The 20,077-nt window shown below is 70.9% G+C and carries 18 protein-coding genes; 10 read left to right on the top strand and 8 right to left on the bottom strand.

Annotated features, from left to right (window positions below; genetic code table 11):
- The first annotated feature begins 19 nt into the window (after positions 1-19).
- The 7 genes from murJ to ACIBTX_RS05300 all read left to right on the top strand — a co-directional run bounded on the left by murJ (position 20) and on the right by ACIBTX_RS05300 (position 8,269).
- Positions 20-1,777, top strand: a complete 1,758-nt coding sequence (gene murJ / locus ACIBTX_RS05330) for a murein biosynthesis integral membrane protein MurJ (protein WP_357171755.1) — start codon at positions 20-22, stop codon at positions 1,775-1,777.
- Between the two features lie 422 nt (positions 1,778-2,199).
- Positions 2,200-3,807 carry a protein kinase family protein gene (locus ACIBTX_RS05325; RefSeq protein WP_357131326.1) on the top strand — a complete coding sequence of 536 codons (1,608 nt, stop codon included), beginning with the start codon at positions 2,200-2,202 and terminating at the stop codon, positions 3,805-3,807.
- 43 nt (positions 3,808-3,850) lie between these two features.
- Positions 3,851-4,543, top strand: a complete 693-nt coding sequence (gene sigM, locus ACIBTX_RS05320) for an RNA polymerase sigma factor SigM (protein ID WP_357131323.1) — start codon at positions 3,851-3,853, stop codon at positions 4,541-4,543.
- Positions 4,540-5,475 (top strand): hypothetical protein, encoded by a 936-nt coding sequence (locus ACIBTX_RS05315; protein WP_357392250.1) that lies wholly within the window; start codon positions 4,540-4,542, stop codon positions 5,473-5,475. The genes sigM and ACIBTX_RS05315 overlap by 4 nt, the downstream gene beginning before the upstream one ends.
- Before the next feature lie 175 nt (positions 5,476-5,650).
- Entirely contained in the window at positions 5,651-6,601 is a 951-nt protein-coding gene (trxB, locus tag ACIBTX_RS05310; protein ID WP_357131317.1) for a thioredoxin-disulfide reductase, read from the top strand.
- 31 nt (positions 6,602-6,632) lie between these two features.
- Positions 6,633-6,956, top strand: coding sequence for a thioredoxin (gene trxA / locus ACIBTX_RS05305; protein ID WP_007453873.1), 324 nt, complete (start codon positions 6,633-6,635; stop codon positions 6,954-6,956).
- Positions 6,957-7,105: 149 nt separating this feature from the next.
- On the top strand, positions 7,106-8,269 hold the full coding sequence (locus tag ACIBTX_RS05300; protein ID WP_357131314.1) for an N-acetylmuramoyl-L-alanine amidase: 1,164 nt from the start codon (positions 7,106-7,108) through the stop codon (positions 8,267-8,269).
- 6 nt (positions 8,270-8,275) lie between these two features.
- Here the strand turns inward: ACIBTX_RS05300 and ACIBTX_RS05295 are convergent, their stop codons facing one another.
- The gene (locus tag ACIBTX_RS05295) at positions 8,276-8,941 is read right to left on the bottom strand and encodes a GNAT family N-acetyltransferase (RefSeq protein WP_074315552.1); all 666 of its coding nucleotides are present in this window, start codon (positions 8,939-8,941) and stop codon (positions 8,276-8,278) included.
- 284 nt (positions 8,942-9,225) lie between these two features.
- Here ACIBTX_RS05295 and ACIBTX_RS05290 point away from each other — a divergent pair, with 284 nt between their 5' ends.
- Both ACIBTX_RS05290 and ACIBTX_RS05285 read left to right on the top strand, forming a co-directional pair.
- Positions 9,226-10,539 carry a PLP-dependent aminotransferase family protein gene (locus ACIBTX_RS05290; protein WP_357131310.1) on the top strand — a complete coding sequence of 438 codons (1,314 nt, stop codon included), beginning with the start codon at positions 9,226-9,228 and terminating at the stop codon, positions 10,537-10,539.
- 7 nt (positions 10,540-10,546) lie between these two features.
- Positions 10,547-11,548 carry a D-alanine--D-alanine ligase gene (locus ACIBTX_RS05285; RefSeq protein ID WP_357131307.1) on the top strand — a complete coding sequence of 334 codons (1,002 nt, stop codon included), beginning with the start codon at positions 10,547-10,549 and terminating at the stop codon, positions 11,546-11,548.
- A gap of 177 nt (positions 11,549-11,725) precedes the next feature.
- On the opposite strand, the gene ACIBTX_RS05280 is transcribed toward ACIBTX_RS05285, so the two are convergent.
- A complete protein-coding gene (locus ACIBTX_RS05280; RefSeq protein WP_357131304.1) occupies positions 11,726-12,232 on the bottom strand; it encodes a MarR family transcriptional regulator in 507 nt (168 codons plus the stop codon).
- 25 nt (positions 12,233-12,257) lie between these two features.
- Between ACIBTX_RS05280 and ACIBTX_RS05275 the strand changes: the two genes are divergently transcribed.
- Positions 12,258-12,755 (top strand): SgcJ/EcaC family oxidoreductase, encoded by a 498-nt coding sequence (locus ACIBTX_RS05275; RefSeq protein WP_396832069.1) that lies wholly within the window; start codon positions 12,258-12,260, stop codon positions 12,753-12,755.
- 370 nt (positions 12,756-13,125) lie between these two features.
- Here the strand turns inward: ACIBTX_RS05275 and ACIBTX_RS05270 are convergent, their stop codons facing one another.
- The 6 genes from ACIBTX_RS05270 to yidC all read right to left on the bottom strand — a co-directional run bounded on the left by ACIBTX_RS05270 (position 13,126) and on the right by yidC (position 20,077).
- A complete protein-coding gene (locus ACIBTX_RS05270) occupies positions 13,126-14,154 on the bottom strand; it encodes a hypothetical protein (protein WP_357171751.1) in 1,029 nt (342 codons plus the stop codon).
- A gap of 646 nt (positions 14,155-14,800) precedes the next feature.
- Positions 14,801-15,823 (bottom strand): ParB/RepB/Spo0J family partition protein, encoded by a 1,023-nt coding sequence (locus ACIBTX_RS05265; protein WP_357131295.1) that lies wholly within the window; start codon positions 15,821-15,823, stop codon positions 14,801-14,803.
- A 27-nt stretch (positions 15,824-15,850) separates the two neighbouring features.
- Positions 15,851-17,158 (bottom strand): AAA family ATPase, encoded by a 1,308-nt coding sequence (locus ACIBTX_RS05260; RefSeq protein ID WP_357131292.1) that lies wholly within the window; start codon positions 17,156-17,158, stop codon positions 15,851-15,853.
- A 255-nt stretch (positions 17,159-17,413) separates the two neighbouring features.
- Positions 17,414-18,112 (bottom strand): 16S rRNA (guanine(527)-N(7))-methyltransferase RsmG, encoded by a 699-nt coding sequence (gene rsmG, locus ACIBTX_RS05255; RefSeq protein WP_396832136.1) that lies wholly within the window; start codon positions 18,110-18,112, stop codon positions 17,414-17,416.
- A gap of 155 nt (positions 18,113-18,267) precedes the next feature.
- Complete coding sequence (locus ACIBTX_RS05250; protein ID WP_357131289.1) at positions 18,268-18,870, bottom strand: R3H domain-containing nucleic acid-binding protein; 603 nt, start codon at positions 18,868-18,870, stop codon at positions 18,268-18,270.
- Between the two features lie 214 nt (positions 18,871-19,084).
- Positions 19,085-20,077 (bottom strand): membrane protein insertase YidC, encoded by a 993-nt coding sequence (gene yidC / locus ACIBTX_RS05245; RefSeq protein WP_357131790.1) that lies wholly within the window; start codon positions 20,075-20,077, stop codon positions 19,085-19,087.

Below are 20,077 nucleotides of genomic sequence, written 5' to 3'. Positions count from 1 at the left end.
TACCCCTGGGAGGCTGGAGATGAGCGGCGGGCTCTACCGCAGCGCGAACGCCGCGCGGGACGGTGGTGCGGGAGCCAACATCCGCCCCTCCGACGGCGCCACCTTCATCTCCGCCGAGCCGCTGAACCAGCCGGCCATGGAGTCGACCGCTCCGCCGCAGGAACAGGTGGGCGAGACGAGCGCCGCGGCCAACAGCGCGGTGATGGCGATCGGGAGCCTGGTCAGCCGGGGTACGGGCTTCCTGCGCACGCTCGCGCTGACCGCCGCGCTCGGCGGCGCGCTGGTAGGTGACGCCTACACGACCGCCCAGATCCTGCCCGGGATGGTGTACGAGTTCCTGCTCGGCGGCATCCTCACCAGTGTCCTGATCCCGGTGCTGGTCCGCCGCCGCAAGATCGACAGCGACGGCGGACAGGCGTACGCCCAGCGGTTGCTGACCCTCGCGGTGCTGGCGCTGGCCGCGGCGGCGCTGGTGGCGGTGGCCTTCGCCTCCGTGCTGACCTCGCTCTACGCCAGCAAGAAGACCGGGGCGGACTTCCGGGATCTGGTCACGGCGCTGTCGTACCTGATGTTGCCGATGATCTTCTTCACCGGTCTCAGCGCCCTGATCAGCGCGGTGCTCAACACCCGGGGGCACTTCGCCGCGCCGATGTGGGCGCCGATCCTGAACAACATCGTGGTGATCGCCACGGCGGGCCTCTACATCGCGATCTTCGGCGCGACGATCGTCAAGCCGGACGAGATGACCACCGGCCGGATCCTGCTGATCGGCGGCGGCACCCTGGTCGGTGTCGCCATCCAGGCCGCCGGACTGCTGCCGGCCCTGCGCAAGGTCGGCTTCCGCTGGAAGCTCCGATTCGACTTCCGCACCCTCGGACTGCGTGAGCTGGGCCGCCTGGGCGGCTGGATGTTCTGCTACGTCGCGGTCAGCCAGGTCGGCCTGATCGTGCTGTTCAACCTGCTGAACAGGGCGGGCAAGGAGAACGCCGCCGGTCCGCTGATCTACAACAACGTGTTCCTGCTGCTGATGATGGCGCACGGCATCATCGCCGTCTCGATCATCACGGCGTTGATGCCCCGGATGAGCGCGGCGGCCGCCGACGGCCGCTACGCCGACGTCGCCGCCGACCTGTCCCGGGGCACCCGCACGGTCTCGGCGGTGCTCGCCCCGATCGCGGTCTGCTACGCGGTGCTGGCCACCCCGCTGGCCGTGACGCTGTTCCGGTACGGCGCGTTCACCGACGAGAACGCCGCCGACACCTCACTGGTGCTGCTCCTCGCGGCCCTGGCACTGGTGCCGTTCGCGATCAGCCAGCTCTTCACCTTCGCCTTCTACGCCCTGCCGGACACCCGCACCCCGGCGCTGATCAACATTCCCGTGGTCGCGCTGCGGATCGGCGTGCAGGTGGTGCTCTACGTCGCCTTCGCCGCGCACTTCGCGGCGGCCGGGATGATGATCGGTAACGCCGTGTCCTACCTGGCGGCGGCGTTCGCCTCCGCGTGGCTGCTGCGCCCCCGGATCGGCCGGATCGGGATGGGCGCCATCCTGCGTACGCTCGGCCGGGTCCTCGTGGCCGCGTTGGGGGCCGCCCTGGTCGGCCTGCTCGTGGTGAGCCTGCTGCCCGGCGGCGACACGCCGAGCTGGATACAGGCCGTCCTTCAGCTCGTGATCGGTGGCGCCGTGATCGGCGGGACCTACCTCGGGCTCGCCATGGCGCTGCGGATCGGAGAGATCACCGAGGTTGTCGGCATGGTCCGTCGGCGTCTCGGTCGTTGAGCCGCACCCACAGTCTCGGCCACACGGAACGTGACCGGCGATCACCAGCCTGGGGATGTCCCTGTGGATAACTCCGCGATTCACCGGTCAGCCGCCGGATCGGCCTGTGGATAACCAGCCGTACGGCTGAGCGTGGGCGTCCGATCGGCGGGAAACCGGCTGGTGGACGAGGGCGGCACGCCCGGCCCGGCCCCGACGTCGGTCACTTGTGGTGAAGCCGTAGATTAGCTAGTACATGTGCCAGCAACGTGGCTGACAACGGTCGTAACCGGACGACTTCCCCGATCCCCGGCACCCCGCCGGGTACGGCAAGAAGATGACATGTCGGGGAGACGGGCAACCCGGGTAAGGTCGCTCTCGACGGGTACGGCAGGCGCCGACACCGGTTGGCCGGTTCCTTCAACGGCAGAGCGGGAAGCCACATGCCCAGCAGTACGGGTCCATCGATCGACACGATCACCGAGGGAGGACGGGTGACCCAGGTCGGCGAGGGTCAGGAGGCGGACGAGAGCGCTCCTCCGATCATGACCTTCGGTGCTCCCACGGCCGGTGAGATCCTCGCCGAGCGTTACGAGCTGGTCGAGCACATCAACAACGACAGCGCGGGTCGGCTGGTCTGGCGCGGGGTCGACGTCATCCTGCGCCGCCCTGTCGCGGTGGTGCTGCGCTACCCGGGTGGCGACTCCGCCACCGAGATGCTTCAGGCGGCCGTCGCGGCCAGCCGGGTCATCCACCCCAACCTCGTCGGCGTGTACGACGCCATCGACGAGGCCGAGCGGGCGTACGTGGTCCGCGAGTGGGTGGACGGGCAGTCGCTGCGCGATCTGGCCGCCGATGGTCCGCTGGACCCGGCTCGCGCCACCGCTGTCGGCAACGCCGTCGCCAGCGCGCTGGCCGCGGTGCACGCCACCGGCATGGTGCACGGCAACGTCCACCCCGGCACCGTCATGATCAGCGATGATGGCCGCGTGGTCCTGGCCGACGCCCGCACCGACGGCGACGACAGCCAGGAGAGCGACATCCGGGCGGTCGGCGGCGTCCTCTACTTCGCGCTGACCGGTCACTGGCCGCACACCGAGGCGCCGCTGCGCGGGGCCACCGCCGGTCACGGGCGGGCCGCCATCCCCGACGCCGTCCGGGACGCCGGAGCCGCCCTCGCGGCGCCCCGCCAGGTGCGGGCCGGTGTGCCCGCGTACCTGGACGACCTGACGATGGACCTGCTCGACGCCGACATCGCGCCGCCGTCGTCCGACGTGCTGGCGGCCGAGTTGGCCCGGCTGGACGTGCCGGCCGAGGAGGAGCACTACCTCGACAACGGCGGGCCGCTGCGGTTCACCGCCGAGACCGGGGAAGAGCCGTCGCCGCTGGCCGCCGCGGGCGGTCGCAAGGTCGCCATCGGCATCGCCGGTCTGCTGGCGGTCGCGCTGGTCGGCCTGCTCATCGGCATCAGCGCGCTCGGCGGTGACGACAAGGACCCGCAGGAGACCGCCGGGGCGACGCCGAGTGCCAGCGCTCCGGCCGGCGAGGCCACCCCGGCCGCCGCCACGGTGCGCAATCTCAAGGTGCAGGACATCCGGATCATCGACCCGGACAGCGCCCCGCGGGACGAGCTCGACGGCGCCAAGAAGATGACCGATGGCGACAACGACAAGGGTTGGGAGACCGACCGCTACCCGAACGCCACGTACGGCAACCTCAAGTCCGGCATGGGTGTCTGGCTCGACCTGGGCGCCCCGCACACGGTGAAGTCGGTACAGGCCGTGCTCTCCGGTCGAGGCGCCACCGCGAAGCTGCTCGCCGGCACGACGACCTACCCGGCGACCTCCAACGGCGACAAGTCGATGGTGTCGAACTACAAGACGGAGATCGGTGTCCTCAAGGAGCACGACGGCACCACGATGACCTTCAACGGTTTCGACGCCGACCAGAAGTACCGGTACCTGCTGCTCTGGTTCACCGAGTTGCCGCCCAACGGCGACGACGGCGGCTTCAAGCTGGGAGTGCAGGAGATCACGGTCCAGGGTTCGTGAGCCGCACGGCACGCCCCGGACACCGCATCAGCCGGACGCGGTGATGGACGGGCGCGACGCGGCAACGGATCTGGAGCTGCTGCGCGCCCACGTCGCCGGCGACCGGGACGCCTTCGCGGCCCTGTTCCACCGGCACCGCGATCGGCTCTGGGCGGTGGCCCTGCGGACCCTCGGCGACCGTGAGGAGGCCGCCGACGCGCTCCAGGACGCCCTGCTGTCGGCGCACCGCGCGGCGGCCCGCTTCCGTGGTGACTCCGCCGTCACCACGTGGCTGCACCGGATCGTGGTGAACGCCTGCCTGGACCGCATCCGCCGCCGGCAGGCGCACCCCACGGTGCCGCTGCCCGACGGCAACCGGGCCGACGGGTCGGGCACCGGCGGCGTCGAGCCGGCCGCGCCCGTGCAGGACCACGACACCGCGCTCGTCGTTCGCGCGGCGCTCGCCGCGCTTCCGGTCGAGCAGCGGGCCGCCCTGGTACTGGTGGATGTGCAGGGCTACCCGGTGGCCGAGGTGGCCCGCATCCTCGGGGTCGCCGAGGGGACGGTGAAGAGCCGGTGCGCCCGGGGCCGGGCCCGGTTGGCGGTGCTGCTCGGGCACCTCCGCCCCCCGCCGACGCGCCCCGGACCGGTCGAACCGGACGTGCCCGACGTCACGACGGGGAACCCACGCCCGGCCGAGGGCGTCGGATCGGGGTCGGTTCGCATCCGGCAGGACGCCAATCAGGAGGACACGTGACGACCGAGGAGTTCCGGGAGGTCGACGCCGACCTGCTCGCTGACTACCTCGGCGGAGCGTTGGACGGCACCCCGCAGCAGGCCCGGATCGCCGAACTGGTGTCCACGGACCCGGCCTGGGCTGAGGCGTACGCGCTGCTGGCCTCCGCGGTGACGCAGGTCCGCAGCGACCTGACCCGGTGGGCCGAGCCCGCACCGGAGCTGCCGTCCGCCGTGGCCGAACGAATCGCCGCCGCGCTGGTGGCGGCGGACACCCCGCCGGCCGACGCCACACCGGTGACCGTGCCGGCGCAGGGTGGACGTCGGCCCACCACCTCGTTCCCCGCCGAGTCGGGGCGCGGCCCCACCGGCCCGGGTCGTCGGCGGCGTCGCTGGGTCCGCGCCGCCACCCCGGTGGCCGTCGCGGCCGCCGCCGTCGTCGCGGTCGGTCTGGGGCTCAGTCACCTCTCGACCAACACCGCGGACAGCGGTGCCATGGAGCGTCCGGTCAACGCGCCTCGTGACCTCGCCGCCGGCGGGACGGTCCGCACGTCCGGCCCGACCCTGCACAGCGGTACCGACTACACCCCGCAGAGCCTCGGCGGCACGCCGAGCCCGTCGTCCCCGTTGCTGGGTTCGAGCGGCAGTGGCCCCCGTGAGCAGCCCGGGGCGGACACCGGAGGTGAGCGACGACCTTCCCCCGACGGGTCGAATCAGCTCGCCCGGCTCACCACCGAGGCCGCGTTGAGCACGTGCCTGTCGTCCGTGGCGGCGGAGCACGGCTCGGGTCCACTCGCCGTCGAAATGATCGACTACGCGCGGTTCCAGGGCGAGCAGGCGCTCGTCATCCGGTTCACCGACGCGACCGGATCGCGCTGGGCCTGGGTGAGCGGCGCCGAGTGCGGCGTACCCGGGTCCGGCTCGGACAGCCGGTATTCCGCGCGGGTAGGGTGAATCCGCAGCACGATGAGCGTCCACGTGACCTGACCCACCGGTTGCCCGGTTCGGGAATCCCCGCTTCGTACGATGACGTTCTGGAAGTCAGCTGCCGGCACCCCCCAGGCGTCGGCACTCGGATCAGCATCGGTGCGCGCGCCGACGCCGAACACACACAACTCGGGAGACGGCAGTGGACGAGGTCCGCAACCTGATCATCATCGGCTCCGGCCCGGCCGGTTACACGGCGGCGGTCTACGCGGCGCGCGCCAACCTCAAGCCGCTGATCATCGAGGGCTCGCAGTCCGGCGGCGCGCTGATGACCACGACCGAGGTGGAGAACTTCCCCGGCTTCGCCGACGGCATCCTCGGCCCCGAGCTGATGGACAACATGCGCAAGCAGGCCGAGCGGTTCGGCGCCGAGTTCCTGACCGACGACGTGACGCGGGTCGAGCTGGTCGACACCGGCGACGCCGGCTCGGGCGCGACGAGCACCGTGTGGGTCGGCGAGACCGCCTACCGCGCCCGCGCCGTGATCCTCTCCACCGGTTCGGCCTGGCGTCCGCTGGGCGTGCCGGGCGAGCAGGAGTACCTGGGCCACGGTGTTTCCTCGTGCGCCACCTGTGACGGCTTTTTCTTCCGCAACCAGCACATCGTCGTCGTCGGCGGTGGTGACTCGGCGATGGAGGAGGCCAGCTTCCTCACCCGCTTCGCCGACTCGGTGACCATCATCCACCGACGCGACTCCTTCCGGGCCAGCAAGATCATGGCCGACCGGGCGCTGAGCAACGAGAAGATCAAGGTCGAGTGGAACAGCACCGTCGAAGAGGTCCTGGGCGCTGACGGCAAGGTCACCGGCGTACGGGTCCGCAACGTACACAGCGGCGAGACCAAGGTGCTGGACGTGACCGGCGTGTTCGTGGCCATCGGCCACGACCCCCGCAGTGAGCTGTTCCAGGGCCAGGTCGAGCTGGACGACGAGGGCTACGTGAAGGTCCAGGCCCCCAGCACCCGGACGAGCGTGCCCGGCGTCTTCGCCGCCGGTGACGTGGTCGACCACACCTACCGCCAGGCGATCACCGCGGCCGGCACCGGCTGTGCCGCCGCGCTCGACGCCGAGCGGTTCATCGCGACGCTCAGCTGAAACAGGAAACACATCCCGGAGGAGGGCAATAGTGGGAAATACCAAGGCGGTCACGGACGCGAGTTTCGTCGCCGACGTGCTGCAGGCCGACAAGCCGGTGCTGGTGGACTTCTGGGCCGAGTGGTGCGGGCCGTGCCGTAAGGTGTCGCCGCTGCTCGAGGAGATCGCGGGCGAGATGGGCGACCAGGTCACCATCGTGAAGCTCAACATCGACGAGAACCCGGAGACCGCCCGGGCCTACCGGGTCATGTCGGTGCCGACCCTCACCGTCTTCAAGAACGGCCAGCCCGTGCAGTCGATCGCCGGCGCCAAGCCGAAGGGTGAGCTGGTCCGGCTCATCGAGTCGGCCCTCTGATCAGCGCAGACACCACCGAACCCCGTGCCCGCTCGTCGGGTGCGGGGTTCGGTGTTTTTCCCGGCCCGAGCCCGTCACCGGTCCGGAACGCATAGCCTCAAGCTCAGGCCGCCGCCCGGCCAGCCAGACTCGTGCAGAGGGGGTCGTGCGTGCGTCCGATCCGACCCGGAGACCGGGGACCTGCGGTCACGGAGATCCGTACCATCCTCACCGGCCTCGACCTGCTCGCCGCCGCCGGCCCGCACAGCGACGAGTTCGACCTGGACACCGAACGCGCGGTCCGCGCGTTCCAGCAGTCGCGGGGGCTCAGCGTGGACGGCCGGGTCGGCTCGGAGACCTGGGGCGCGCTGGAGGCCGCACGCTGGCGACTCGGTGCCCGCACCCTCTACCACGCGGTCCCCGAGCCGCTCACCGGCGAGGATGTCCGGTCGCTGCAGGAACGGCTGCTGGAGATGGGGTACGACGTCGGCCGCGCCGACGCCATCTACGGCATCCGGACGTCCCGGGCCGTGGCCCAGTTCCAGCGCGAGGTGGGTCTCACGCCCGACGGCTCCTGCGGCCCGCACACGATGGACGCGCTGCGCCGGATCGGTCGCAAGGTCGTCGGCGGTCGCCCCCAGTGGTTGCGCGAGTCCGACGCGATCCGCCAGTCCGGACCGGCGCTGGTCGGTAAGACGGTGGTCATCGACCCCGGCCACGGTGGCACCGACCCCGGGATGGTGGTGCCGGACGGCCCGCTGCGCTGGACGGAGGCCGACCTCGTGCACGACCTGGCGAGCCGGCTGGAGGGACGACTCGCAGCGTCCGGGGTCCGGGTTCAGCTCACCCGGGGTCCGGCGCCCGACGCGTGCCTGCCGGACACCGACCGGGCGTTGCTGGCGAATTCGCTCGGCGCCGACGTGTTCATCTCCCTGCACCTCGACGGGCACGCCAACCCGGACGCGGAGGGGGTGGCGACCTACCACTACGGCACCGACAACGGGGTGACCTCGGCGACCGGTGAACGGTTGGCGGGTCTGGTGCAGCGGGAGATCGTGGCGCGGACCGGGCTGCGGGACTGCCGTACGCACGCCAAGGCGTGGGACCTGCTGCGACTGACGAGGATGCCGGCGGTCCGGGTCGAGGTCGGCTACCTCACCTCGCCCGTGGACCGCGCCCGGCTCGTCGATCCCCGCTTCCGCGACCGGGTGGTGGAGGCGATCGTGGCCGCCGTCCAGCGGATGTACTACCCGATCGAGCGGGACGTGCCGACCGGCTCGCTCGACGTCAGCGAACTGCGTGCGGTCGTGGCCGCCGGCACCGTGGTCGACTGATCCCGCTCAGCCACCGGTGGAGCGGGTGGCCGGGGCGGGCCGGACCGGCCGGAGCAGCGTCTCCGGGCTCATCGAGCCAAGCAGCTTCTCCAGCGCGTACTCGACGTCGGACTTCCAGCTCAGCGCGGTACGCAGTTCGAGGCGCAGCCGGGGAAAACGGGGATGCGGACGTACCGTCTTGAAGCCGACGGAGAGGAAGAAGTCGGCCGGTGCCACGCAGCCGCCGGCCGGATCGTCGGCGTCACCGAACTTGGCGTCGCCGAACGCCTCGATCGCCTTGATGCCACGCTTCGTCAGGTCCCGTGCGACACCCTGCACCAACATCCGGCCCAACCCGCCCCCGGCGAACGCGGCGACCACGTTGGCGGTCATCAACAGCGCGGCATCGGCCGAGACCGGCGACGTCGGGAACGCCATCGAGCGGGGAACGTAGGCGGGTGGCGCGTACATCACGAAGCCCGCCGGCATCCCGTCGACGTACGCGAGCTTGCCGCAGGACCCCCACTCCAGCAGGGTCTGGGAGACCCACGCCTCCTTCTCCAGGCCCGGGTCACCGGCGGCGCACGCCCGGTCCGCGGAGACCGGATCAAGCTCCCAGTAGACGCACTGGCGGCAGGGGCGCGGAAGATCCTCCAGCGTGTCGAGGGTCAGGCTGACCAGACGTCGCGACATATGGCGCATCCCCACAATAGGCTCGGTGGTGAGACCGGCACGGAACGACAGCGCCGCCTTCCTGCCCCCGACGAGCGATCGTACGCCGCCGATCGACCGTACGGGAGGGGATGCGCAGATCCCCACCCCCGGCCGCAGGGTCCGCCATGTGGTCGATCCGTTCCGGCACGGCGGCAACCAGGCCTCGGCGGACTAGGATCGACAATCGGTGTGCCGCCGCCATGGACACGAGCAGGCGGGGTACCCGGGGCGGTAGCCACCCGAGCAGTGATCGAGGTGAGGTCATGACCGGCACGACACTCGACGACTACACCGACCGGTATGCCCGGCGCGTGCGCGGGATGACCGCCTCCGAGATCCGAGCACTCTTCGCGGTGGCCAGTCGACCGGAGGTCGTGTCGCTCGCCGGCGGCGCCCCGTACATCGCCGCGCTGCCGCTCGACGCGGTCGGCGAGATGCTGGGCAGGCTCGGCTCCGAGCACGGGGTCACCACCCTCCAGTACGGCATCGGCCAGGGCACCCTGGAGCTGCGCGAGCGGATCTGCGAGGTGATGGCCCTCTCCGGCATCGACGCCGCGTGCGGCGCCTCCCCCGAGGACGTGGTGGTCACGGTCGGCGGTCAACAGGCGCTCGACCTGGTCGCCCGGCTCTTCCTCGACCCAGGCGACGTGGTGCTCGCCGAGGGCCCGACCTACGTGGGCGCGCTCGGGGTGTTCCAGGCCGCCCAGGCACAGGTGGCGCACGTGCCGATGGACGCCGACGGGCTGATTCCCGAGGCGCTGGAGACGGCCATCGCCGACCTCGCCCGGGCCGGCCGACGCGTCAAGTTCCTCTACACGATCCCGACCTACCAGAACCCGGCTGGCGTGACGCTCAGCGAGGAACGCCGCGAGCGCGTACTCGACATCTGCGAACGCGCCGGCCTGCTCGTGGTCGAGGACGACCCGTACGGCCAACTGGGTTTCGAGGGTGAGGCCCCGGCGCCGCTGCGGGCCCGGCGGCGCGACGGCGTCTTCTACATCAGCACCTTCTCCAAGACGTTCGCTCCCGGCCTGCGGGTGGGCTGGATCCTGGCGCCGCACGCGGTCCGCGACAAGATCGTCATCGCCAGTGAGGCGCAGATCCTCTGCCCCAGCGTCTACGCCCAGTCCGCCGTCTCCACCTACCTGGGCACGATGCCGTGGCGGCAGCAGCTCAAGGTCTACCGCGAGGTCTACCGGGAACGCCGTGACGCCCTGCTCGACGCGTTGGCCGATCTGATGCCCGAGGGCACCAGCTGGACCACCCCGGCTGGCGGGCTCTTCGTCTGGGCCACCCTGCCCGAGGGCCTGGACTCCAAGGCCATGATGCCGCGCGCCATCGCCGCCCGGGTCGCCTACGTGCCCGGCACCGGCTTCTACGCCGACGGCACGGGCACCGACGCGATGCGGCTGAACTTCAGCTTCCCGCCTCCGGAGCGCATCCGCGAGGGCGTACGCCGGTTGGCGGGCGTCATGGAGCAGGAACTCGCGACGCGGCGCGTCTTCGGTGCCGTCGGCGGTGTCGCCGGCCGCCGCGGCCGGCCCGGCTCCGACGTGCCGGGTCCCGACTTGGCATGATGCCGGCATGGGTACGACCGCTGCCGAGCGCTTCTCCGTGACCGATTCCGCCGTCGCGGCCGACCTGCGAGTGCTGGTCCTCGCGGGCGGACTCTCCTACGAGCGGGACGTGTCGTTGCGCTCCGGTCGGCGCGTGCTCGACGCCCTGCGCGCCGTCGGCGTCGACGCCGAACTGCGGGATGCCGACGTGGCCCTCCTGCCGTCCCTGACCACCGATCCGCCGGACGCCGTCGTGATCGCTCTGCACGGCGCGACCGGCGAGGACGGCTCACTGCGAGGAGTGCTGGACCTGTGCGGCATCCCGTACGTCGGCTGCGACGCCCGGTCCTCCCGGCTCGCCTGGGACAAGCCCTCGGCGAAGGCGGTGCTCCGCGAAGCTGGCATCCCCACCCCCGACTGGGTGGCCCTGCCGCACGACCGTTTCTCCGAACTCGGGGCGGTCGCCGTGCTGGACCGCATCGCCGACCGGCTCGGCCTGCCGTTGATGGTCAAGCCGGCGCAGGGTGGCTCCGGTCTGGGCGCCGCCGTGGTCCGGGACGCCGCGTCCCTCCCGGCCGCGATGGTCGGTTGCTTCGCGTACGACCCGACGGCCCTCGTCGAGCGGTACGTGCCCGGGATCGACGTGGCGGTCTCCGTGATCGACCTGGGAGACGGTCCGCAGGCGCTGCCACCGGTGGAGATCGTGCCGCGCAACGGCGTGTACGACTACGCCGCCCGCTACACCGCCGGCCGCACCACCTGGCACGCTCCGGCCCGGTTGGAGCCGGAGGTGGCCGCTTCGGTGGCCGACGTGGCGCTGGCCGCGCACACCGCGCTCGGTCTGCGGGACCTCTCCCGGGTCGACGTGATCGTGGACGCTGAGGGCCGTCCGCACGTGCTGGAGGTCAACGTCTCGCCCGGCATGACGGAGACCTCACTGCTGCCGCTGGCCGTCCAGGCGGCCGGCCTGGACTTCGGCCGCCTGCTCGGCTCACTGGTCAGCCGGGCCGCCGCCCGCCACCCGTCCTGACCCGACCGATCGGGTACCTTCGGGCACCCCTCGTGACACCCTGCACGCCCGTGAACCTGGTCCTCGATCGCGCACGGGGTAGGTGAGCAGGCACCTGGTGGAGAGCCGGAGCGGTACCGGCTGGTGGCGGCGTTCGCGGCGGCCGAGCGCGCTCCAGGCAGCAACCGGTGAGCAGCGTCAGAGATCGTCGGGTTCGTGTCGGCTGATCCGCGTCGCCTGGTCCTCCTGCACGTGGCGGGCAGTCTGCAGGAAGTGAAGGATCGTGGCGAGCTGGTCGAGGCTGTACTCGGCAAGCGCTTGCGCTCCGGCGACACCGACCGGTGCGTATATGTCTCGCTCAGCGGCGCGAGCCGCGTCGGTCGCGGCAACGAGGACGCGTCGTCTGTTGTTCGGGTCGGAGATCCGGTTCGCGAATCCGGTGCGCTCAAGTCGGTCCATGACAGTGGTTGTGGCGGCCGGGCTGAGTTTCAGGGCCTGGCTGAGTTCGCCAGCCGACAGGCAACCCTCGCCGGCCAGAAGCAGGTCCAACGCTCGCAGGTCCGTTCGGTTGAGCTTGAGGGTGGCGGCGGCGGCCTCGTCGAAAGCGTCGAAGCTCTGCTGCAGCAGCCGAAGTTCGGCGGCCACCAAGCCGACCAGTTCATGTTTCGACACTCGAAGACTCCTGCTATCGTAAGGTTCGACCATCGAATAATACTAGAGGGGTGTAGCCATGGCTACCGAAGACCACGAGATCACAGCTCTCTTCCACCGCCTCAAGCAGGCCTGGACGGACAACGACGCTGTCGCCTACGCAGCCTGCTTCACCGAAGACTCCGACTACGTCTCGTACGACGGCACCCGCGCCATCGGGCGAAAGCCGATGCAACGCGCCCACGACCAGCTCTTCCGGGGTGTGCTCGCCGACTCGGCACTCGTCGGTGACATCGAATCCATTCGCTACCTCAGCCCCGACATCGCCATCGTCCATGGCACCGCCTCGGTCCAGATGCCGTGGCGTTCTCAACTACCGAAAAGGCGCCTGTCCCGCCAGACTCTCGTTGCGGTCCACACGCCCGAGGGATGGCGGTTCACCGCGCTGCACAACGGCCGCGTGCGACCGGTCACCATCCCAGCCCCGGACTCCGTGCCTTCCCGACTCGCCCGAACCATGGTGAGGCTCACCCGTGCGCTCGGCATCGGCAGCAAGGCTGCGGTCCACGCAGATTAGGCAGGCAACCACCGCGACGGAGTCCCGACATGGGGGTCGTGAGTCACCGCCGGCACTACCGAGGCCATTCGGATCTCCGCGATCCGCGCGTCTGACGCTGTAGTCAAGCGTCGCCGTCCGGCCGCGACGGGTCAGCGGGGCGCGGTGTCGAGAGGCGGCTGAGTGTCCAGCGCGAGAGACGTAACTTGGCGGCTCGGGTTTGTCCGGCACCGAGCCGGATGCGAGCGTCGGTGATCTGCTCAGGGCTCGGCGCGCGAGGGCATTTCCGAGCGTTGGTCCGCACCCGGCATTGCCGCCGCCCGCCGCGGCGAGCGTGGGGGTGGCTCGACATCCGGACTGTCGTCCGCCAACCCCCACGCGCAACCGGTGATCAGCGCGGTGCGCTCACGCCGGGCGGGGTGGCTCCGCCGTCGCTGGCGTCGTCGGCGGGGGGCCTCCGCTGGGCTGGGACGACCGGAATCCCCGGTGCCGGATCCTCGGCGTCGCGTTCCGGCTCCGAGGTCGTCGTGCCGTCGGCGACCGACTCGACCGCAGGGGCATCGAGTACCGGGCTGACGGGCGACTTCGGCTCGGACGCTGTGGCGGCTGTCGAACCGTCGGCGTCGTCAGCGATGGCCGTTACCGGGTCGCCGCTGTCCACAGACTGGTCCTCCGCCGCAGCCGGCGACTCGGAACCGAGGTCGTCATCGACGTTGCCGTCTGCGTCCTCGACTGGCTCGGGAATCTCCTCGGCCGCCTCGATGACAGACACGGCGTCATCCTGAGCGGCTGCGGCATGCGCGGCCGCCGCCGCGGACTGGGCCAGCAGACTCGACGGGGCCTGCCACTGGATGCGGGGCGGCTCGGCCAACGGTCGGCCACCGAACTCGGCGAGCCAGGCGGCGACGAGCGCCAGATTCTCCCGCCACTGCTCCTCGGAGATCGGCGGCAGGATGGAGTCCCACAGGGACAGGAAGGTTCCCCGTAGTTGGAGCCGACCGTACGGCCGGGCGAGGAACCACATGTGCAGGTGGGCGGAGCCGTCGCCCCACCGGTTCACGTGCACCCGCGCCACACCGTCCAGCGACCGGATGGCCCGCTCGAGACGAACCGTCATCACCCCCAGCTCGGCGGCGAGCAGGTTCGGCAGGTCACCCAGGTCCAGGTGGCTCCGCGATTCGAGGATGAGCACCATCGGCAGGCCGGTCGGCCGGTCCATGGCACGGACCCGCCACCGCTCTCCCACCCAGATGTAGGCGTCGTCGGGTGCGTTGCAGGCGGTGCATTCCCGGAGACCCTCGCCCTTGCGGGGCGGTTCGACCGGGACCGGTTCTTCGAGCTGCTTCACCCGCAGCTCGCCCTCGAAGGGAAACGAGGGCCACTGGGTGAAGTCCGGGACTGAGGGAGGGGTGTCGCGCACGACGCTGACCCTAACCGAGTCTGGCACCGCTGTCCCTACCTGTTCGACCGGTTCCAACCGCCACGATCAGCGTCCGACGTCGATCGCCGGGGCCCGTCGTCGTCGGCCGGCGAGTCGATATCCACAGGCTGCCGAGGGCGTCCATACATGCGGTCATCCACAGGCTGTCACCCGCTTTCACGCGGCGTTTCACGTGAAACGGGGGGTGCCTGTGGACAACGGGTGTGGATAACTTTTCGGCCCCTCGATCGTTGCCCGCCCGCCGGCCGGTCGCGCTCCGGACCACCACTCCCGGCGGTGCCGGCATGCGTGGGTGCCCTCGCCCGCCGAGGGGCGTTTCACGTGAAACGCGATGACTTGGCCGCGGAGCCGGACGCCGCGACCCGGGCCCCGCAAGCGGTGGCCCGCGCGCCGCCTGAGCGGGTCGCTGCCGCCCTCGGGCGGCAGAGGGGACCTCCCCGGCTCACCCGGCCGCCTGGGACGCCCTCGTGGGCCGTGGCGGGTGAACGCGTTCGGCCGGCACCTCGGCGACGCCGGGTCGAGATCCAAGAGCCGCTTCGGGCGCCGGTTTCACGTGAAACGAGGCCGTACGCGCGAGGGCCGCGCCCCCTGGAGAGGCGCGGCCCTTGACGGAAGATCGCGGACGTCAGTCCTGCGACCCCTCCTCCGGTACGCCGATGATGCCGACGATCCGTTCCAGATCATCCACGGTGGCGAACTCGATGGTGATCTTGCCCTTGCTCCGACCGATGTCGACCTTCACCCGCGTGTCGAAGCGGTCCGACAGACGGTCAGCGAGATCCGACAGGGCGGGCGCGTGGGGCTTCGGTCGCCGCTTGGCGGCCGGTCCCTTCGCCGGGCCGTCGTTCAGCGTCAGAGCCACGATCTCCTCGGTCGCCCGTACCGACAGCCCTTCGGCGACGATCCGCAACGCCAGCTGTTCCTGGGCCTCGGAGTCGTCGAGGCTGAGCAGAGCGCGGGCATGGCCGGCGGAGAGGATGCCGGCGGCAACCCGGCGCTGCACCTGGGCCGGCAGGTTGAGGAGCCGGATCGTGTTGGAGATCTGCGGCCGGCTGCGGCCGATCCGACGGGCCAGTTCCTCGTGGGTGGCGCCGAACTCCTCCAGCAACTGCTGGTACGCGGCGGCCTCTTCCAGCGGGTTCAGGTTGGCGCGGTGGATGTTCTCCAGCAGCGCGTCCCGGAGCATGGCGTCGTCGCGGGTGTCCCGGACGATGGCCGGGATATTGTCCCGTCCCACCGCCTGGGCCGCGCGCCAACGGCGCTCGCCCATCACCAGCTCGTACTTCTCGTCGTCGAGCTGGCGCACCACGATCGGCTGCAGGAAGCCAACCTCCCGGATGGAGGTCTTCAGCTCCTCCAACGCCTCCTCGTCGAAAACCTGGCGCGGCTGCTTCGGGTTCGGCATGATCGCGTCGACCGGGATCTCCGCGAACCGAGCGCCCGGCACGGGGCTGAGCTCGGGCTCCGGTTGGTGGGCGGCGGCGCCTACCGGGGCCGTGTGGAGGGCAGTGGGGGTCACGCCCTCGTCAGCGTCGACGCTCCCGTTCTCCGGCTCGGCAGTCACGGTGCCGGCGGCACCCGGCACGGGCCCGGTCGGGATGAGAGCCCCCAGGCCCCGCCCCAGACCGCCCCGAGGGCGGTTCTTCATGCCACGCCTCCCAGCGACTCGTCCCCACTACGCATTCCGGCCCACCGGCTCCTTGACGCCCCGCTCGGCGATCTCCTGGGCGGCCTCGAAGTAGCTCGTGGCGCCCCGCGAACCGGGATCGTAGGTCATGACCGACTGGCCGTAGCTGGGTGCCTCCGACACCCGCACGTTGCGGGGGATGACCGCCTGGAGCACCTTGTCGCCGAAGTGGTTCCGGACGTCCTGCTCGACCGCGTCCGCGAGGCGGGTACGACGGTCGTACATGGTGAGCAGGATCGTGGAGACGTCGAGCTTCGGGTTGAGGTGTTGCCGTACCAGGTTGATGTTGTTGATCAGCTGGTTGAGGCCTTCCAGCGCGTAGTACTCGCACTGGATCGGAATCAGCACCTCCTGCGCGGCGACCAGGGCGTTGACCGTCAGCAGGCCGAGCGAGGGCGGGCAGTCGATGAAGACGTAGTCGAACTGGCCCGGGTAGGCGGCGATGGCACGGTCGAGGCGCGACTCGCGGGCCACCACGGACACCAACTCGATCTCCGCCCCGGCGAGGTCGATCGTGGCCGGTACGCACCACAGGTTGGGGATGCCCTCGACCGCCTGCGCCACCTCGGCCAGCGGCACGCTGTTGATCAGGCAGTCGTAGACGTCTGGAATGCCGGTGTGGTGGGGCACGTTCAGACCGGTCGACGCGTTGCCCTGCGGGTCCAGGTCGACCACGAGCACCCGGTTACCGTGCAGGGCGAGCGCCACCGCGAGGTTGACCGTGGTCGTGGTCTTACCCACGCCACCCTTCTGGTTGGCGACGCACATGACCCGGGTCCGGTCCGGTCGAGGCATGGTCACCTCGCCACTGGGATTCAGGATCTGCACGGCGCGCATCGCCTCCATAGCCAACGGTGGGTCATCCTCTTCGCGCGTCGGGGTTTCACGTGAAACGTACGTGGGGTCGGTCGCGACCGCCGCCAACGACTCGGTCGACGCGACCGGTACGTCGGGAACCACCGGCGTGGCGTCGCGCGCCGCTGCGGCGGTGGGCTGGTGGGGCACGGCGGACTCGAAGCGCACCGCCGCAGCTCTGTTCCGCCGGCCCGGCGTCTGCCGCACGTCGGCGGCATTCGCGGGTCGACTCGGTCCGTCGGCCGCCCGCCGACCGATCGTCGGCTCCGGCCCGATGGTCGGAGCCACCGCCTCGTCCGGTGCGGAGAACACATCGTCGTCCACCGGAACCGACGCTCCGGCGACGCCGGGGGACCAGCTCGGGTAGTCGGTTTCACGTGAAACAGGGTCGCTGGTTGACCCGGTCACGCGTGGATCGTCGTACCTGCCGTCGTCATGCACCTGTCATCCCTGCCCGCTTCGGATGGTCGGTCCGCGCCCCGGTCAACTTGGCCACACCCGCGTTCGCACCCCGGAGCGTACGGCCCCTCGGGAGCGGTCGGAGTCCGCGACGTCCGTCGGCCGCTCCACATTATCGACGCGCGGCCAGCCTACGGCGGACGGGCGTGGCCGGTCCACGTCGGGTTCTCATTCCGTCGTCCATCCGTACCGATACAACGAGGCAAACCGTCGACCGGACGCCCGATGGCGCCATGGTCAGCGGCGGCGAGTCCGCCCGCCGCGCGAGCGCTTGCTCGCCGCCGGTCGGGCCGGGCCGACCATCCGCTCCCGGACGATCTCCACCACCGTGGTGGGTGGGTCGATCACGCCGACGCCGCAGAGGTGCACGGCGGCCTCCCCGCCGCCGAGCCGTTCCACGACGGCAGCGTGCTCCTCGATCTCGGCCGCTGCGGACGATCCCTTGAGGGCAAGCAGTCGTCCACCGCGCACGGCGAGCGGTAGGCACCAGGCGGCCAGTCGGTCCAACGGCGCGACGGCGCGGGCGGTCACCACGTCACCGCTGATCGGGTCCCGGCCGCTCGACCCACTGGCGGCCTCGTCGGCGCGGCCACGGAACACCCGCACCGATCGGGTCAGGCCGAGCCGCTCGACGATCTCGATGAGGAACGACGTGCGCCGCGCGAGCGGCTCGATCAGCGTGACCGTCAGGTCGGGACGCGCGATGGCCAACACCAGACCGGGCAGCCCGGCGCCGGAGCCAACGTCGAGCACGCTCGCGTCGCTCGGAATGCGCTCGACCACGGCGGCACAGTTGAGGAGGTGACGGTCCCAGATCCGGGGCGCCTCCCGCGGGCCGATCAGACCGCGGACCACGCCGTCGGTGGCCAGCAGTTCGGCGTACGCGGCGGCGATGTCGAGCCGGTCACCGAAGAGGGTCAGCGCGGCCGGAGCCAGTTCGGGCGGCAACGCGGCATCGGCCGGCGACGGCGGACTCCCGTTCGCCGCGTCGTACCCCGCCGGGCTGTCGCTCCGGACAGCCGACGGCCCGGACGGCGTACCGCCCGGGCCGGTCACGGCATCAGCCGCGGTGTCGTCGTGGGTCAACGGAGTCAGTCCGCCGGCCGTACGACGATGCGACGGTTCGGCTCGACGCCCTCCGACTCGCTCGCCACGCCGGCCATGGCGTTGACCACGTCGTGGACGCACTTGCGCTCGAACGCGTTCATCGCCTCCAGGCGCACGGGCTCGCCGTACTCCTTCACCTTCTCGACTGCGTTCTTGGCAACGGCGGCGAGCTCCTTGCGACGGTTCGCCCGGTAGCCACCGACGTCGAGCAGCAGGCGGCTCGGCGTACCGGTCTGCCGGAAGACGGCGAGCCGGGTCAGCTCCTGGAGCGCATCCAGGGTGGCGCCACGCTGGCCGACCAGGTTCTGCAGCCGGGAGCCGACCACCTCGACGACGGGACGGCCGCTGGCCACCAACTCGTCGATGTCGCCGTCGTAGTCGAGGATGTCGAGCAGTCCCTCGACGTAGTCGGCCGCAATCTCGCTCTGCCGGAACAGGTCGCTCTCGCCCGCGCTCTTCTTCTCACGACCACCGGCCGGGGCCTCGGTGGCGTCGTCGGCCTCGGTGTCGTCGCCGTCCACCTCGATCGTCGCGGTCTCCTCCTCGTCCAGGGACTGGTCGGCGCGGGGGATGCTGGTCTCGGTCACGGTCTCATCTCCGTACTCGCTCGGCCGGACCGTCGGGTCCGCTGGTTTCCCGGGGCCGGCGGGAGGTCGCCGGTGCCCACGGGCACGTCTGTACGGGCAGTGTCGCCCGTGACCGCGCCGTGCGCGGCCGGTTCCGCCCGGCGCCGGCCATACGGCGGCTGCGCGGTGCGGGGCCCGGGCCGTCGCCGGTTGCCCGGCGACGGCCGCACGGCGGTCAGCCCTGCCGCTTGGCGGGGCGGCTCTTCTTCGGGTTGGCGGGCTTGGCACCCGGCTTCGGGCCGGCAACCTTCGGCGCGGCGGCCTTGACGGGCGCGGCCGGGGCGGCCTTGCCACGCCCGAAGAGCCCACCCGACTTGGCGGGCTGCACCGGATTGCGGCTGGCCGCGGGGGCGGTGGCCTTCTTCGCGGTCACCGGCGGCGGGAACTTCCGCAGCACCCACTGCTGCTGGCCGAGGGTGAAGAGGTTGTTCGTGACCCAGTAGATGATCACGCCGATCGGGAAGATCGCCCCCGAGATCAGCAGCGAGGCCGGGATGCCGTAGAGCATCAGGCGCTGGATCATCCGCTGCTGCGGGTCCTCGGCCCAGCCGGTCTTGAGGATCATCTGACGGCTGGTCAGATACGTGGTGGCGATCATCACCAGGACCAGGACACCAGCAATGATCTTCGTGGTGTTGCCGTTGGCGTTGAGCCGCGCCAGTTCGTCGGCGGTGGAGCCGAACTTGCCAGCGAGCGGGGCCGTGAAGAGCTTCGCGTGAGAGGCGCTGTTGAACTGATCGACGGTCCAGCCGTAGATCGTCTTCTTGTCCTCGGGCTTGAACGGGTCGAGCCGCCGCAGCACGTGGAAGAGGCCGAGGAAGACAGGGATCTGGAGGAACATCGGAAGGCAGCCCATGAGCGGGTTGGCCTTTTCCTTCCGGTAGAGCTCCATCATCTCCTTCTGGAGCGTCTCCCGGTCACCCTTGTGCTTCTCCTGCAGCTCCTTGACCTTGGGCTGGAGCGCCTGCATCGCCCGCTGCGACTTGATCTGCTTGACGAAGACCGGGAACAGGATCACCCGGACGGTGACCACCAGGAAGATGATGGACAGGATCCAGGCGAAGTTCGTGCCGACCACCGCGCCGACCGGCACCCCGATGGCGTCCCACGCCGAGTGCCAGGTCAGCAGGATCCACGAAATCGCGTAGTAGATCCAGTCGAGACTCAG

Source organism: Micromonospora sp. NPDC049359 (assembly GCF_044466585.1).
Lineage (GTDB): Bacteria > Actinomycetota > Actinomycetes > Mycobacteriales > Micromonosporaceae > Micromonospora.
The sequence above is the reverse complement of the archived record's forward strand: the minus strand, read 5'-3'. Positions and strand labels throughout refer to the sequence as shown.

Coding starts and splice junctions, on each gene's coding strand:
- murJ (WP_357171755.1), top strand. CDS start 20: ATGAGCGGCGGGCTCTACCGCAGCGCGAACGCCGCGCGGGACGGTGGT.
- ACIBTX_RS05325 (WP_357131326.1), top strand. CDS start 2,200: ATGCCCAGCAGTACGGGTCCATCGATCGACACGATCACCGAGGGAGGA.
- sigM (WP_357131323.1), top strand. CDS start 3,851: ATGGACGGGCGCGACGCGGCAACGGATCTGGAGCTGCTGCGCGCCCAC.
- ACIBTX_RS05295 (WP_074315552.1), bottom strand. CDS start 8,941: ATGTCGCGACGTCTGGTCAGCCTGACCCTCGACACGCTGGAGGATCTT.
- ACIBTX_RS05290 (WP_357131310.1), top strand. CDS start 9,226: ATGACCGGCACGACACTCGACGACTACACCGACCGGTATGCCCGGCGC.
- ACIBTX_RS05285 (WP_357131307.1), top strand. CDS start 10,547: ATGGGTACGACCGCTGCCGAGCGCTTCTCCGTGACCGATTCCGCCGTC.
- ACIBTX_RS05280 (WP_357131304.1), bottom strand. CDS start 12,232: ATGGTCGAACCTTACGATAGCAGGAGTCTTCGAGTGTCGAAACATGAA.
- ACIBTX_RS05275 (WP_396832069.1), top strand. CDS start 12,258: ATGGCTACCGAAGACCACGAGATCACAGCTCTCTTCCACCGCCTCAAG.
- ACIBTX_RS05265 (WP_357131295.1), bottom strand. CDS start 15,823: ATGAAGAACCGCCCTCGGGGCGGTCTGGGGCGGGGCCTGGGGGCTCTC.